The 14432-nt window shown below is 64.2% G+C and carries 15 protein-coding genes; 13 read left to right on the top strand and 2 right to left on the bottom strand.

All coding sequences use genetic code 11. From position 1 onward, the window contains the following. Positions 1 to 14: 14 nt before the first annotated feature. The 13 genes from IPP68_03310 to IPP68_03370 all read left to right on the top strand — a co-directional run bounded on the left by IPP68_03310 (position 15) and on the right by IPP68_03370 (position 13234). Positions 15 to 1112, top strand: a complete 1098-nt coding sequence (locus IPP68_03310) for a glycosyltransferase family 4 protein (protein ID MBL0349391.1) — start codon at positions 15 to 17, stop codon at positions 1110 to 1112. Beyond that, entirely contained in the window at positions 1109 to 2323 is a 1215-nt protein-coding gene (locus IPP68_03315) for an O-antigen ligase family protein (GenBank protein ID MBL0349392.1), read from the top strand. The genes IPP68_03310 and IPP68_03315 overlap by 4 nt, the downstream gene beginning before the upstream one ends. A 127-nt stretch (positions 2324 to 2450) precedes the next feature. After that, positions 2451 to 3005 (top strand): isoprenylcysteine carboxylmethyltransferase family protein, encoded by a 555-nt coding sequence (locus tag IPP68_03320; GenBank protein MBL0349393.1) that lies wholly within the window; start codon positions 2451 to 2453, stop codon positions 3003 to 3005. Then, positions 2998 to 3852: a DUF3108 domain-containing protein gene (locus IPP68_03325; GenBank protein MBL0349394.1), complete on the top strand. Its 855-nt coding sequence runs from the start codon at positions 2998 to 3000 to the stop codon at positions 3850 to 3852. Before IPP68_03320 ends, IPP68_03325 begins: the two co-directional genes overlap by 8 nt. 120 nt (positions 3853 to 3972) lie before the next feature. After that, on the top strand, positions 3973 to 4959 hold the full coding sequence (rfaE1, locus tag IPP68_03330; protein ID MBL0349395.1) for a D-glycero-beta-D-manno-heptose-7-phosphate kinase: 987 nt from the start codon (positions 3973 to 3975) through the stop codon (positions 4957 to 4959). After that, positions 4956 to 5714: a 3-deoxy-manno-octulosonate cytidylyltransferase gene (gene kdsB / locus IPP68_03335; protein MBL0349396.1), complete on the top strand. Its 759-nt coding sequence runs from the start codon at positions 4956 to 4958 to the stop codon at positions 5712 to 5714. Before rfaE1 ends, kdsB begins: the two co-directional genes overlap by 4 nt. Beyond that, positions 5711 to 7312: a CTP synthase gene (locus IPP68_03340; protein ID MBL0349397.1), complete on the top strand. Its 1602-nt coding sequence runs from the start codon at positions 5711 to 5713 to the stop codon at positions 7310 to 7312. Before kdsB ends, IPP68_03340 begins: the two co-directional genes overlap by 4 nt. Then, complete coding sequence (locus IPP68_03345; GenBank protein MBL0349398.1) at positions 7313 to 7921, top strand: hypothetical protein; 609 nt, start codon at positions 7313 to 7315, stop codon at positions 7919 to 7921. It begins immediately after the preceding gene. A gap of 83 nt (positions 7922 to 8004) precedes the next feature. Beyond that, positions 8005 to 9822 (top strand): type II/IV secretion system protein, encoded by a 1818-nt coding sequence (locus IPP68_03350; GenBank protein ID MBL0349399.1) that lies wholly within the window; start codon positions 8005 to 8007, stop codon positions 9820 to 9822. 266 nt (positions 9823 to 10088) lie between these two features. Continuing rightward, positions 10089 to 11039, top strand: a complete 951-nt coding sequence (mdh, locus tag IPP68_03355; GenBank protein ID MBL0349400.1) for a malate dehydrogenase — start codon at positions 10089 to 10091, stop codon at positions 11037 to 11039. Between the two features lie 39 nt (positions 11040 to 11078). Further along, a complete protein-coding gene (locus IPP68_03360; GenBank protein ID MBL0349401.1) occupies positions 11079 to 11357 on the top strand; it encodes a hypothetical protein in 279 nt (92 codons plus the stop codon). A gap of 77 nt (positions 11358 to 11434) precedes the next feature. Beyond that, entirely contained in the window at positions 11435 to 12259 is an 825-nt protein-coding gene (locus IPP68_03365) for a type III pantothenate kinase (GenBank protein ID MBL0349402.1), read from the top strand. Between the two features lie 27 nt (positions 12260 to 12286). Next, complete coding sequence (locus IPP68_03370) at positions 12287 to 13234, top strand: hypothetical protein (protein ID MBL0349403.1); 948 nt, start codon at positions 12287 to 12289, stop codon at positions 13232 to 13234. A gap of 50 nt (positions 13235 to 13284) precedes the next feature. On the opposite strand, the gene def is transcribed toward IPP68_03370, so the two are convergent. Both def and IPP68_03380 read right to left on the bottom strand, forming a co-directional pair. After that, positions 13285 to 13806: a peptide deformylase gene (gene def, locus IPP68_03375; protein ID MBL0349404.1), complete on the bottom strand. Its 522-nt coding sequence runs from the start codon at positions 13804 to 13806 to the stop codon at positions 13285 to 13287. A 10-nt stretch (positions 13807 to 13816) separates the two neighbouring features. After that, on the bottom strand, positions 13817 to 14353 hold the full coding sequence (locus IPP68_03380; GenBank protein MBL0349405.1) for an amino acid-binding protein: 537 nt from the start codon (positions 14351 to 14353) through the stop codon (positions 13817 to 13819). Between the last annotated feature and the right edge of the window lie 79 nt (positions 14354 to 14432).

The following is a 14432-nucleotide window of genomic DNA, read 5'->3' on the forward strand; positions in this document are numbered from 1 at the left end:
AACGGAGTACGCCCATGATCGGTTCCCCCATCGGGATCGCGGTTCGCGATTTGGCCTCCAGCGGCGGGCGCGCCGCCCTGGAATTGGCCCGCCGGCTCTCGCCCAACGGGTACGAGCCGCGCCTCGCCGTCCACCGGCTCGGGAACGAACCGACCGAGGCGTCGGACGGACGATCGGTCGAGGTGTCGACCGTCGCGGAATGGCCCCTTTCGTCGTGGTTGGCGGCGTACAGTTTTGATCGGAGCGCCCGGGCGCGCCTCCGCCGGTGCGACGCCCAATTGATCCACGGGTACGGGGGTTTGGTCGTTCAGGATCTGTTGACCCTTCCCACGCTGGAGCGGCTCCGCCAGCGCCACGTGCCGGGGGCGCCGCCGCCGTCGTCGGGGATCGGTTACCTTCGGCGGTTGCAGTTGGGCCCCGGGGGCGCCCGGGCCGTGACGGTGTTTTCCGAAATGGCCCGCCGCGATTTGGCGGAGGTCTACGAGGTGCCGTTGACGTCCGTTCGCGCGATTGCGCCCGGCGTGGATTCGAGGCGTTTTCGGCCCGACGACCGGGGGCCCAGCCGGTTTACCCTGTTTCGGGTCTCGGGGTGGACGGACCACTACAAGATCGTTTTGGCCGTCGTGACGGACGACCCCGCCACCCAGGATTTCTCGCTCCTGGCCCGGGCCGTGGACTTGTTGGCGGACCGTGTGCCGTCGGCTCTTTGCGTCCTGGGGCGGGTCGATTTGTCGAAAAATCCGGCGGTTCAGCATCTCGCCCGGCGCGGGCGGTTTTTCCAGGTGCCGGCCACCCAGCACGTTGAAAAATATTTTGTCGCCGCCGACGTCTACGCCCTCCCGGCCCATTACGAGGAATTCGGATTGCCGGTCCTGGAGTCCCTGTCGTCCGGGACCCCCGTGGTCGTGAGCGGAAGGACCGGCGCCAAAGAAGTGGTGTCGAACGGGACCGACGGCATCGTCGTCGACGATATGCAGGACCCGAACGTCTGGGCCATGGCGTTGGAGCGCGCCTGGTCCCTGGACCGGACGGTGTGCCGCCGTTCCGCCGAAACCCGCCCCTGGGACGCCCACGTGGCCGCGATCGTTCAGCTTTACCGAGGGCTGATGTGACCCCCCGGCCCGCGGACGGCGCCGCCTTTTGGCTGGAGCGGGGGCGGTCCTGGGCCCTGGCGGCCCTGGCGCTGGCCCTTCCCCTTTCGTTGGCGGGCGCCAACGCGTGCTGGGCCCTGGCCCTGGCCTGCTGGTTGGGCCTTTTGGTGGTCGACCCCGCGGCTCGGCGGTTTCGCCCCACGGGATTGGAAATCCCTTGGCTCCTTTATTTGGCGGTGGAAGTCGCCACCGCGCTTTGGTCGGACCGCCCCGTCCACAGCTTGGGCAAGGTGAAAAGCGAAATTTTGTTCGTGGTGTTTTTGCTTTACGCCCAGGCGCCCGCGGAGCGGCGCCGCCACCTGGGTTTGTTTCTTCTGGGGGCGGGAATCGCCGCGGCCTTGGGGCTGGTTCAGAAAAGCCTCGGCTGGACGTCCGAGGGGCTCCACGGGGTCGCCCGCCTGCTCGACACCCACCGGGGGCGGGCCCAGGGGTTTTACAGCAATCCGATCACCTACGCGGAGATGCTCCTTTTCGCCATATTCCTTTCCTTGTCCCGCCGTCGGGCGAGCGGCGCCGGTTCCGCGGCCTGGCCTTGGGGGGTTTTCGTCTTGGCCGTGGCCGCGGCCGCGGCCAGCGCCACCCGGGCGGTGTGGTTGGCCGGGCCGCTGGCGTTGGGGGGGTGGGCTTTTTGGCGGAGAGATCGACGGGTGGCCCTGGCCTTGGGGGCGGTTCTCCTGGGCGCGGGCGTCACCGGGTTTGCGTCGCCGGCTTTTCGCGCCCGGGCCGCCAGCATCACGGACGCCCGGACCGACACGTCCCATTTGATCCGAAAGGGCGTCTGGGTCCGTTGCGCGGAATTGATTCGCCAACATCCCGGACGCGGGGTGGGCATCGGGAACCTGCACATCGCCGGCCGCGACCTGCCCTGGGGCGGGGCAAGCCCGGATTCGGATTGGACGGAAGCCCACAACATATATCTTCAAATGGCGGTGGAGCGCGGGGTGCCGGGATTTCTGGTTTTTCTCGCTTTGCTGGTCGTCTATTGGCGTTTCCTTGTTAAAGCGGCGGCCGCCGATCCGGAGTTGGACGGATTGCTTTTCGGGTTTTTGGCGCTTTGTCTGGCGGGTTTGACCGAATCGTGGACCCACGACTCGGAAGTGGTCCTGTGCCTATATATGTTGCTGGGGGTGGCGGCGGCCCGTCCTCGGGTCCCGCCCGTCGGGGGAATTTAGAACGGGTTTCGCAAATCCCCTGGGAGCCGCCAACGCGGCTTTCGGCCGGCGCGGCTCGAAATTCGTATTCCCGTTCCGAGTGGATTTTCGGAACCGGTTCTAATAAAATGCGTTTAAGGAGACTTGAGTGATTGCACGTTTTCGCGTGTTCATGGGTTTTATCGCCGGAGCGTTGTTCCTGTTCCTCTCCCACGCCGGGGGTTGGCCCCGCGTGGCGCTCGGGCTGGCGATCGCCTTCGGGGGGTTGTTCCTTCGCGGGCGGGCCGCCGGTTATTTGGAAAAAGGAAAACGTCTGGCCCAGGACGGTCCCTACGCCTGGATCCGCCACCCTCTCTACGCCGGAAGCTTCCTGATGGCCCTGGGTTTCACCGTGGCGGGCACCTCCTCGTACTGGCCCGTGCACGGATGGATCCTCTGGGCGGTCTTTTTGACTCTTTTTGTCGGCATTTACCCGCGGCGCATTAAAGAAGAGGAAGCGTCTCTGGAGAAATATTTCGGCGACGCTTGGCGGCAATTCACCTCTCGGAACCGGCGGTTCCTGCCCCGCTGTTCCCCCGTCCGCCGCGAAAACCCCGACCGCTTCGAGTGGGCGCGCTACCGCAAAAACAAGGAACACAACGCCGCTTTGGGGTGGTTGGCCGGGGTGGCCGTGGTGCTGATTAAAGGGGCGTTGAATGGCTGAGCGGGGGGCGGCGGTCCTCGCCGCGCTCCTGTTCCTCGGCCTCGGGACGGCCGCCGCCGAGGGGGCGCCCGCGGCGGCCCCGGCTCCTTTTGTTTGGCGGCAGAAGCCCAACACGGTTTTCGCCGTTGGCGAATCCATCGTTTACGCCATTAAATACGGCATCGTGCCCGCCGGCACCGCCCGCTTGGACGTTCGCGCCGAAGAAAAGATCAACGGCCGATCCGCTTACCGCTTGGAATGCGTGGCCCGCAGCAACGCCGCCATGGACGCTGTTTTTAAGGTACGGGACCGCAACGAATCCTGGTTGGACCGGGAAAGCCTTTGCTCCCTCCGCTTTCGCCAGGACATGCGGGAGGGGCTTTTCAAGCGCAAAGTCGAAACCGCCTACGATCCGGTCACCGGCCGCTTCCTTTACCGAAAATGGCGGAAGGGCAAGGAGTTTGTTTACGACGGCCCGTCCCCCACCTACACGCAGGACGTCCTTTCCAGCCTCTATTACCTCCGCACCTGCGATTTGATCGTCGGGGAATCCGTGTTGGTGGACGCCAATTCGGGAAGCAACAACTGGACGCTGCGGGTCCACGTGATCGCGCGGGAAACCGTCGAGGTGCCCGCGGGCCGGTTTGTCTGCCTGAAATTGGAGCCCGTGTTGGCCGGCGACGGATTGTTTCGTTCCAAAGGGCGGCTCGAAGTGTGGGTGACCGCCGACGCGCGGCGCGTCCCGGTCCTCCTTCGTTCCCGGGTGACCGTGGGCGCTTTCGACGCCGAAATGGCGGAATACACGCCGGGGGGCGGCGAAGTGCCGACGGTCGCCGGCGCGACCAGCGTTCAAACCCTTCGACCCTAGACGCCGCGGGCGATGTGGTATAATTCCGTCGTCCCACACACCGTTGGTTCGGCCCTTTAGGATTTTACGCGTGATCAACCCGTTGTCCTCCCATTGCCTTCCCCGTCGCACGGACCGACCGTGACACCCCCCCTTCTCTCCCGGGTCGCCCGTTTTTCCGGCATGCCCGTTTTGGTCGTCGGCGATTTGATGGTGGACCGGTTTCTTCGGGGGGCGGTGCATCGCCTGTCGCCCGAGGCGCCGGTGCCCGTCGTTGATGTGCGGGAGGACAAGTCCATGCCCGGCGGCGCCGGCAACGTGGCCGCCAACATCGCCGCCCTCGGCGGCCGGCCTTTGCTGGTGTCGGTCGTCGGGGAAGATCCCGAGGGCGACCGCCTGGTGGACGCTCTGCGCGCCGTCCGGGTGGACGTGGACGGCGTGGTGGCCGACGCCCACCGCCCCACCATCGTCAAAACCCGGGTGATCGCCGGGCACCAGCAAGTGGTCCGCTTCGATCGGGAAGACCGTGCGCCGTTGGCCCCCGCCGTGCTAAACCGTTTGTTGGAACGAATCCGGGAGAAAATGACCACGGCCCGGGCCGTCATCCTTTCGGATTACGGGAAAGGCGTTATCGGGCCCCGGCTCTTGAAGGCGGTCCTGACCCTCGCCCATCGGCAAAAAAAATTCGTCACGGTCGATCCGAAGGTCGAACATTTTCTGCGTTATCGGCGGGTCGATTGCATCACCCCCAACCTCAAAGAAGCCACCGAAGGCCTCCGAGGCCTGCCCCCCAAAAACGACGGCGAGGTGGACGCCCTGGGCCGGCGCATTCTTCGTCGCCTCCGCTGCCATTCCGTTTTGATCACCCGCGGCGAGCGCGGCATGAGCCTTTACCGGGAGGGGAAGCCGCCCCTGCACATCCCTTCCGAAGCGCGCGAAGTCTTCGACGTCACCGGCGCGGGCGACACGGTGATTTCCACCTTGAGCCTGGCCCTGGCGGCCGGCGCGAATCTCGAAGACGCCGCGCGCTTGTCCAACGCCGCGGCCGGGGTTGTGGTCGGCAAGCTCGGCACGGCCACGGTGTCCCCCGCGGAGTTGATCGCGGCGCTGAAGGCGCGGCGCCCGTGAACGTGCTGGCGGTCATCCCGGCGCGCCACGCGGCCCAGCGTTTTCCCGGCAAACCCCTGGTCCTTTTGGCCGGCAAACCCATGGTCCAGTGGGTGTACGAAGCCGCCCGCCGGGCGCTTCCGCAGGTCGTGGTGGCCACCGACGATGAACGCATTCTCTCCGCCGTCCGGACCTTCGGCGGCGAGGCGATGATGACCTCCGACCGCTGCCGAAGCGGCACCGACCGGGTGGCCGAAGTGGCGCGAAAAGTCCGCGCCGACCTCTATTTGAACATCCAAGGGGACGAACCCCTGATGACCACCCGCACCGTGCGGCGGGTGCTGGCCCTTCATCGGGACCCGGCCGTCGTCCTGGGGACGGCGGCGACGACGCTCGCCCGGGGCGACTGGGCGAACCCCAACGCCGTCAAAGTCCTGACGGACCAACGCGGCGACGCGCTCTATTTTTCCCGAAGCGCCCTGCCGTACTACCGCGACGGCGCGCCCGCCGTGCCGCCCGCCACCGCGCGTCTACAAAAACATCTGGGCGTTTATTCCTACCGAGCCGATTTGTTGCGCCAATTCGTCCGCTGGCCCGTCGGGTTCTTTGAAACGGCGGAAAAATTGGAGCAGTTGCGGGCGTTGGAGCACGGCGTGCGGATTCGGGTCGCGACGACTCCCGACGATTCCGTCGGGGTGGACACGCCGGCCGACGCCGCCCGGGTGGAACGACGGATTCGACGGTCGCGCGACGCAGGACGGAGGGAAGCGAAATGACGAAATATATTTTTGTGACGGGCGGGGTGGTCAGCTCTCTCGGGAAAGGCATCGCCGCCGCCTCCCTGGGCCGCCTGCTCAAATCCCGGGGTCTCAACGTCACCATGATCAAACTGGACCCCTATTTGAACGTGGATCCCGGCACCATGAGCCCCTATCAGCACGGCGAGGTGTACGTCACCGAAGACGGCGCCGAGACCGATTTGGATTTGGGCCATTACGAGCGGTTCATCGACGTGGACATGACCCGGGAAAACAACTGCACCTCCGGCCAAATATACGAAACGGTGATTCAGCAGGAGCGCCGGGGGGAATTCCTGGGGAAAACCGTCCAGGTGATTCCCCACATCACCAACGAAATCAAAAACCGGTTGCGCCGCGTGACCAAAGGGCGGGACATCGTCATCGTCGAAGTGGGCGGTACCGTGGGCGACATTGAGTCCTTGCCCTTTTTGGAAGCGATCCGCCAGATGCGCATCGACGCCGGCCGCGACAACGTCCTCTACCTCCATTTGACGCTCGTTCCATACATCAAGGCGGCGGAGGAGCTCAAGACCAAGCCCACCCAGCATTCCGTCGGCAAATTGCGCGAAATCGGCATCGATCCGGACATCATTCTGTGCCGGACGGACCGCCCCCTGGGCGAGGACATCCGGGAAAAGATCGGCCTTTTCTGCAACGTGCCCAAAGAGGCCGTGATCGAGGCCATCGATGTGAGCTCGATTTACGAAGTGCCCCTGGTCCTGGAGCGCCAGGGATTGGACGAGCTCGTGTTGATGATGCTCCGCCAACGGTCGCCCACCAAAGACCTGTCCTCCTGGCGGGAAATGGTGGAGAAGATTCGGAACCCTCAGCACCAGGTCACCATCGGCGTGGCCGGCAAATACACGGAAATGAAGGACGCCTACAAATCCATCGGCGAAGCGCTTCTCCACGGCGGCTTGGCCCACAACTGCAAAGTGATCGTCAAATATCTGGACGTGGAAGACAAAACCTTGGAATCCCAGCTGCTTCAAGTGGACGGCATTCTGATCCCCGGCGGGTTCGGGGACCGCGGCGTGGAGGGGAAAATCGGCGTGGCCCGGTTCGCCCGGGAGCGGCAAATTCCCTTTTTCGGCATCTGCCTCGGCATGCAGTGCGCGGTGATCGAAGTCGCCCGCCATTTGGCCAAAATGCCCACGGCCCACTCCACGGAGTTCGCGCCCAAAACCGCGCACCCGGTCATTTGCAAAATGGAGGAGCAGAAAAAGATCACCGCCCTGGGCGGCACCATGCGCCTCGGGGTGTACCCCTGCAAATTGAAGGGCGACGGTCTGGCCCACGCGGCTTACCGCCGGGACACCGTGGGGGAACGCCACCGGCACCGCTACGAATTGAACAACAAATACCGGGCGGCTTTGGAAAAAGCCGGTCTCCGCGTGACCGGGGAATACGAAAAACACCATTTGGCCGAAGTGGTCGAATTCAGGAACCACCCGTGGTATGTGGCCGTTCAATACCACCCGGAGCTTAAAAGCCGGCCGTTGCACCCCCACCCGCTTTTCCGCGATTTCGTCGGGGCCGCTCTTCGCCGCCTGTCGCCCCGCCTCGCCCGGTAAATGCGTCGTCGGGTTCGACGGTGGTTTCGCCCCGTCGGCCTCTACGCGTTGGGTCTTCTGTGGGGGGCCGCGCTGTTGGTGGCGGTTCGTCGACACCTCGACGCCGATCGCCGCTCCCGTTGGCGGTCCGACGGCCTCCGCGCTCTCGCGCTCGCGGCCGCCGGCTTGGGCGATCCGGGCCTCCCCCCGTCTTTCCGGTCGACGCGGGTCCGCCGTCTTTCCGGCGAACCGGACACCCGCTTCGCCGCGCTTTGGACGGCCGCGGGAGATCCGGTCGTCGTTTTCGGGCCGGCGCCTTGTTCCCGCGCGCCCGCCGCGTGGACGGACGGAAGCGCCGACCGCCTCGAAGAGGACCCCGGGGACTCCACGGCGAGCGTGTTCCTGTCGCCTCTCTGGCGGGAGGGGAAAAAAGCGGGGGTCCTCTCCTGGGGCCGGTGGCGCCCCCTCCCGGGGGCGGCCGGGGAGGCCGAGGGTCGGGCCCTGTGGGCGGCCTTCCTTTGGTGGGCCGCGGCGGGCGCTTTGGGGATTTGGGGAATCGGCCGTCGTCGGACCTTGGTCAAATCACGGCCGGCGGTCGCCCCCCTGGACAATCCCCCGTTTGAGGGGTAGATATGGAGGAAGGACGTTCGCGTTTTGGGCGAACGGCGCGTCCCGGTGACCGTGCCCGGGGCGACAACAGGAGGTAGCGCTTCATGGCCACCCGTGGCAACATCGGCCGAAAACAGGCCAAAGAAATTTTGTTCGAAGCGCGCCTGGTCAACGCCGACGGTTTGGCGGCGGCGGAAAAAGAAACCCTGAAGTCCGACCGCCCCCTTCAGCAAGTCGTGGTCGATTTAAAATTGGCCGACAAAGTGGACGTGCTCCAGGCGCTCTCCCGGGAGTGGCGCACCAAAGCCGTCGACTTGGCCGAGATGGAAATCGATCCCGAAGTCGTCCGCATCCTTCCCGAATCCTCCGCCCGCAAAAGCCTCGTGCTCCCCTTCGCCAAGGAAGATCAGGTCCTGCTGGTGGCCATGGCCGATCCCCGGGACTTTTTGGTTTCCGAGGACATCCACCTTCGAACGGGCCTGGAAGTCCAGCGCTATCTGGCCATGCCCGAGGACATCCTCAAGGAATTGGACAAAGTCTACGGCGTGGGCGCCGCGGGCAAAGCCGAAGAACTGCTCAAGTCCGTCACCGATTCCGCGATTCCGGAGGGCGAAGGGTTGGAGCGGGTGCAGGAGAAGTCCGACGTTACCGAGGTCGACGCCTCCGCCCCCGAAGTCGAGAAGATCGTCAACGCCATCATCTTGTCGGCGTTGCAAATGAAGGCCTCCGACATTCACGTCGAACCGTTTGAAGACCCCGCCGGGAAGCACTCTAAAATCCTGGTGCGGTTCCGGGTGGACGGCTTTTTGCGCATGGCGAATTTTCAAGTGCCTTGGATGTACCGCGCCGCCGTCATGGCCAAGATCAAAATCATGACCAACAGCATGAACATCACCGAGCGGCGCATCCCGCAATCCGGGCGCATCCAGGTCATGGCGAAAGGAAGCCCCATCGAGTTCCGCGTTGAAATCATCCCCACGGTCTATGGCGAAGCCTGCGTCATGCGTATTTTGGACCGAAAAGCGGTCCAAGTGGACATTCAACGCTTGGGGTTCTACCCGGAAACCTTGGACAAATTTCTGGGTCTTCTGAAGGGCGTCGGGGGCAAAAAGAACTTCGGCATTGTCATTGTTTGCGGTCCGACGGGGTCCGGCAAATCGACCACGCTGTACGCGGCGCTCAACCACATCAACCGGCCGGACATCAAGATCCTGACCGCGGAAAACCCCGTCGAATACAACCTGGACGGCATCGTGCAGGTCCAAGTGAACCCCGACCTCCACATGGGGGAAGACAAGTGCTTCGACTTTGCCACCGCCCTGCGATCCTTTTTGCGGTTGGACCCCGACGTCATCATGGTCGGTGAAATCCGGGACCAGGAGACGGCCCACATCGCCATGGAAGCCGCCATGACCGGTCACTTGGTGTTCTCCACCATTCACACCAACGACGCGCCGTCGACGGTGGCCCGGTTGGTGGACATGGGCATTCCCTCCTTCATGGTGGCGAGCACGGTCAAATGCGTCTTGGCTCAGCGGCTTTGCCGCCGCGTTTGCGTCGATTGCAAAACCGCCCGGGCGCCGACGCCGGACGAAATTGAAGTCTACAAGACGGCCAATTTCCCCCTGCCCGCCAACGCCCAGCTTTATTACGGAAAAGGGTGTTCCACCTGCAACGATTCCGGGTTTAAAGGCCGGTGCGGTATTCACGAGCTGTTGGTGGTGGACGATCCGGTCCGCGCCGCGGTGCTCAAAGACGTGAACGCCGACACGGTGCGGGAAGCGGCCACGGCGGTGTCCCCCCAGAAAATGCGGACCATCATTGCCGACGGGCTGCAAAAGGCCTTGGACGGCATGACCACGGTCCGCGAGGTTCTGGGCGGCGCCAGCGAAGAAATCGAAGGGAAAGAAAAAAAGAAATAAATTCGCGTTGATTTCGGCGCCCGCGGGGTTTTCCCCAGTTTTGGTGGAAACCTGGCCGCGGGCGTTTTGGCTTTTTGGGGGGGGCGAAGGACGACCGACCGTGCACCCGGCGGGGACTCGTTTGCCCCCGTGGGCCTGGAGCGTTGCCGAAAATCCGGCGGCCAAGCGGAACAAACAGTAAAGACATGACGAATTGAAAAAAAGTTTAAATATTAGTATTGTGGTATCCATTCAGCGCACTGCGCGGGAATTCGAGGGAGGGCATCATGAGGCGGAAAATCAGCGTCATCGGAGCGGGAAACGTCGGGGCCACGTTGGCTCAGCGGTTGGCGGAAGCGGAGTTGGGCGATGTGGTGATGGTCGACATTCCCCAAACCGAAGGCATGCCGGCGGGGAAAGCCCTCGACATTTTGCAGTCCGGCGCGGTGTACGGCTACGACAGCCGAGTGACCGGCGCGACGGACTACGCCCCGACGGCCGGGTCCGACGTGGTGGTGATCACGGCGGGCATTCCGCGAAAGCCCGGCATGAGCCGCGACGATCTTTTAAACACCAACGCGGGCATCGTGAAAGCGGTGTCGGCCCAGGTCGCGGCGCACTCGCCCCAGGCCATTGTCATCGTGGTGTCGAACCCCTTGGACGCCATGGCCCACGTGGCGCTGCGCACCACGGGGTTCCCCAAAAACCGGGTCATCGGCATGGCGGGGGTGTTGGACTCCGCCCGCATGGCCACCTTTTTAGCGGAAGCCTTGGGAGTGTCCGTGGAGGATATTCAGCCGACGGTGCTGGGCGGCCACGGAGACACCATGGTCCCCTTGGCGCGTTACACCACGGTGGCGGGCGTGCCGGTCACCGAGCTGCTGGCGAAAGACAAGTTGGAAGCCATTTTGCAGCGCACCCGGGACGGCGGCGCTGAAATCGTTAAATTGCTCAAAACGGGTTCCGCCTATTACGCGCCCTCGGCGAGCGTGGTGGCGATGGTCAAGTCCATCCTGCTCGATAAGAAACGGATTCTGCCCTGCGCGGCCTATTTGGAGGGCGAATACGGGGCGCGGGGTCTTTTTGTGGGCGTCCCGGTCAAGTTGGGCGCCCGGGGCGTGGAACAGGTTCTACAGCTTTCCTTGACGGCGGAGGAGTCGGCGGCTCTTCAAAAGTCCATCGCCGCCGTTCAAGAGTTGGTGGACGTTTTAAAAAAACAGAACATCGTCACTTCGTAGACGGCGGCGCCCCACGCGGCGCGCCCGGGGAGAATGGGCATGAGCACGGAAACCGTCCAGTGCGGCAAGCGGGAATACACCTTGGAATGTCAAATCACCAAGAACGGCCATCGGTTCCTGATGATCACGGAACGCAGTTTCGGCCGGATGTCCAAGGTGATGGTTTTTCAGGATCATTACCAAGCTTTCCGGGAAGCCCTGGACCGGGTTTGCCAATCCGCCCCGGGTCCCGCCGGCGAGGCCGACGGGTCCTGCCCACGGGAGGCGTCCCCCCTCGGGGCGGCCCCGGCCGAGGTTCCCCAGCCGACGTTGAGTTGACCCCTCCGCGTCTCTCCGGACCGGGCGAGACCGGGGCGAAATTGCTACACTGACCCGCGCGTCCGACGACGCCTTCCATGCTTGTCGCCATCGACATCGGAAACACCAACATCACGCTCGGCGTTTTTCCCGCCGATCCGGCGGTGGCCCGTCCCTCGGGCCGTCCCTCCCCCCCGAAAGCCGTCCACACCTGGCGCCTCTCCACCCGCGCCCACCTGACCGTCGACGACTACGGCCCGTCTCTCCTTTCCTTGTTGAAAAGCGCGGGCCTCGGTCCGGGCGGGTTCGCCGGCGTGGCCGTGGCCAGCGTGGTCCCGGCGTTGGACCCCGTGTTTCGCGAAGTGTCCGCGCGCTATCTGGGCCGGGAAGCCCTCTTTGTGGGCCCCGATGTGCTGACCGGGGTGCGGGTCCTTGTGGACGCTCCGGCCGAGGTGGGGGCCGATCGTATCGTCAACGCCGCGGCCGCCTTCGACCGGAAGCGGCGGGCCTGCATCGTGGTGGATTTCGGCACCGCGACGACCTTTGATTGCGTGTCCCCGCGGGGGGAGTACCGCGGCGGGGTGATCGCCCCGGGGCCGGTGATGGCCGCCGAGGCTTTGGCCCGGCGAACCGCCAAACTGCCGCACTTGGGCGTTTTCCGCCGTCCCGTCCGGGCCCTGGGCACCAACACCCTGGACAGCATCGCCTCGGGCCTTTACCACGGCTACGTGGGCCTCACCCGGGAAATTTTGCGACGACTCGTCCGTGAAATGAAAGGCCGGCCGGCCGTTTTGGCCACGGGCGGCCTCGCCCCCTTGATCGGTCCCGAAATCGGGGATATAAAAGAGATTGTACCGGACCTGACTCTGGAAGGGCTGTGGTTGATTTGGCGGTTGAATCAAGGAAAACGCCGCGGGACGTGAGTCCCGCGACAAACCCGGGAGGGCACCATGCGATTGACGAGTTTAAAGGCGGTTCCCATGGCGGCGCTAATGTTGGCCGCCGGGACAACGTTGCACGCGGCGAACGCGGACGCCGATCTCTACATCGACGGCGGGACGCTGGCCCACTGGTTCAGCGAGCAATTGTCCAACGCCAGCGCCTTTAGCGCGGCGGGTTCCCTGCCCCGCCCCGGGGTCGTGCACGACCTGTTGGGCGTCGAAGTCGGTTTGTCCGGCGCGGTGACGTCGACGCCTTTGGACGTGGACGGTTTCCACGGACTGCCCTTGACCCGTTACGATGGAACCACCGTTGACCTGCCGAGCCGCCTGTTGATGCCGGTGCCGGTGTTTCACGTTAAAGTGGGGGTGCCGGGGGGGTTCGACGTCGGCCTTCGCTTTGGGTCCGCCAATTCCAACGAGAACACCAACGACGCGAAAAGTGAATTTAAGAATCGGGTGGTCGGCGTGGAAGTCCGTCGGCGGCTGTTGGGCGGCGGTTTGACCGGGGTGGCCCTGCCGGACGTGGCCCTGGCGGTCTCCTACGACCGTTCCACGGGAAAAGTGGATCGGACGGAAGTCTACAACGGTCCCCTGAGCGGGGGCGGTTCCTTGAACGCCACGACCCGATGGAAATCGGATTGGAACACCTCCGCGCTGGCCCTCCGGGCCACGGCGTCCAAGACGTTGTTGATGTTCACGCCCTATCTGGGGGTCGGTTACGCCAAATACATGGGCGACACCGACACCTCCATCAACATCGCCGGCACCGTGTCGGACCCCGCGCCCACGGCCATCGACCAAACGTCGACGGCCAAGGCCAAACCCCGTTCGGGGGAGGCGCAGGTGACGGGCGGCGTGGAAATCGCCTTCTTCCCGCTGGTCCATTTGAATCTGGGCGGCGTGGTCGGCCAAAAAAATTGGGGCGCCAACGTCGGGTTGGTGGTGGGTTTTCGATAAGACCGGATTTTAAAAGCCCCCTTCCCCGTCCCGGGGAGGGGGGCTTTTTTTTAAGGGCGGGGGGGTTGTTTTCGGCGGAACAGATCCGTTTTAAGGTTGGAAACCCGGTCGAGGAACAGTAGACCGTCCAAATGGTCCATCTCGTGCTGAAGGGCGACGGCTTCGAACCCTTCGGCGTCGATGGCGATGGGGGAACCGTCGCGGTTAAGCGCTTCCACCCTTACGGCGGCCGCGCGACGGACGTCCGCCAGGAATTCCGGGATGGACAAGCACCCCTCCCGGAAAACCAATTCCCCTTCCCGTTTTACGATTCTTGGATTGACGAGCGCCAGGAGGCCGTGTCCCTTGATGGGGGGGTGTCCTTTTCGGGGGGGATAGCGCGTCGCGTCCACCACCACCGCCCGCGTCAGAGCGCCGATTTGGGGCGCGGCCAATCCCACCCCGGGCGAGGCGTAAAGGGTGTCCGTCAGGTCCGTTAAAAGAGCGGCCAGGGCCGCGTTCACGACGGGGGCTTCCGCGCAGATTTTTTTTAACCCTTCGTCGGGGAAGAGCAGGATGGGGCGAACGGCCACGAGGAAAAGACTAAAGGGCCGACGCGGCCAGAGGTTTGACTTGAACGGTGACGCCCCAGGCGGCGGCGCCGTCCCGGAGGGCGGATTGAAGGGATTCCGGGGTCAAACCCCGCGGCAATTCCCCCTCGATGTAGAGGATGTACCCGGCGCTTTTTCCGGCGCCCGTTCGGTGGGTCGATAAATCGGTGATGTTGACCTTGGCCCGGGCCAATCGGTCCGTGACGTGGTACACAATGCCCGGGCGATCGGCGCCGTAGACCGACACCAACACCCCTTCTCCGCCGGATTTGGGGGACCGTGTTTCCCGGCCCGAAAGCGCTTTGACGTGGGTCACGAGCCCGGTTTTCTTTCCAAGACGTTTTAGCGTTTTTTCAAGCGGGGCCGTCGAGACCGGGCCGGAGAAAATCAGAAGGATGGCGAATTCGCCCTGAAGCCGGGTCATGGCGCTGTCTTCCAAATTGCAACCGTGGTCGAACAAGGAGTGGGTCACGGCGGCCACGAGCCCCGGGCGATCGCCGCCGGCGGCGGTCAATAAATAGCGTTTCATGGGATTTTTTTACCACATTCCCGTCGGAGAAGCAACCGCGTCCTCTGGAACGTTCCCCCAAAAGGGTACAATGGGTTTT

The organism is Elusimicrobiota bacterium (genome assembly GCA_016722575.1).
GTDB lineage: Bacteria > Elusimicrobiota > Elusimicrobia > FEN-1173 > FEN-1173 > JADKIY01.

Excerpts from the sequence above, each read along its gene's own strand:
- IPP68_03345 (MBL0349398.1), top strand. The coding sequence starts at position 7,313 with ATGCGTCGTCGGGTTCGACGGTGGTTTCGCCCCGTCGGCCTCTACGCG.
- IPP68_03370 (MBL0349403.1), top strand. The coding sequence starts at position 12,287 with ATGCGATTGACGAGTTTAAAGGCGGTTCCCATGGCGGCGCTAATGTTG.
- IPP68_03310 (MBL0349391.1), top strand. The coding sequence starts at position 15 with ATGATCGGTTCCCCCATCGGGATCGCGGTTCGCGATTTGGCCTCCAGC.
- IPP68_03350 (MBL0349399.1), top strand. The coding sequence starts at position 8,005 with ATGGCCACCCGTGGCAACATCGGCCGAAAACAGGCCAAAGAAATTTTG.
- IPP68_03380 (MBL0349405.1), bottom strand. The coding sequence starts at position 14,353 with ATGAAACGCTATTTATTGACCGCCGCCGGCGGCGATCGCCCGGGGCTC.
- IPP68_03325 (MBL0349394.1), top strand. The coding sequence starts at position 2,998 with ATGGCTGAGCGGGGGGCGGCGGTCCTCGCCGCGCTCCTGTTCCTCGGC.
- IPP68_03340 (MBL0349397.1), top strand. The coding sequence starts at position 5,711 with ATGACGAAATATATTTTTGTGACGGGCGGGGTGGTCAGCTCTCTCGGG.
- IPP68_03360 (MBL0349401.1), top strand. The coding sequence starts at position 11,079 with ATGAGCACGGAAACCGTCCAGTGCGGCAAGCGGGAATACACCTTGGAA.
- IPP68_03365 (MBL0349402.1), top strand. The coding sequence starts at position 11,435 with ATGCTTGTCGCCATCGACATCGGAAACACCAACATCACGCTCGGCGTT.
- mdh (MBL0349400.1), top strand. The coding sequence starts at position 10,089 with ATGAGGCGGAAAATCAGCGTCATCGGAGCGGGAAACGTCGGGGCCACG.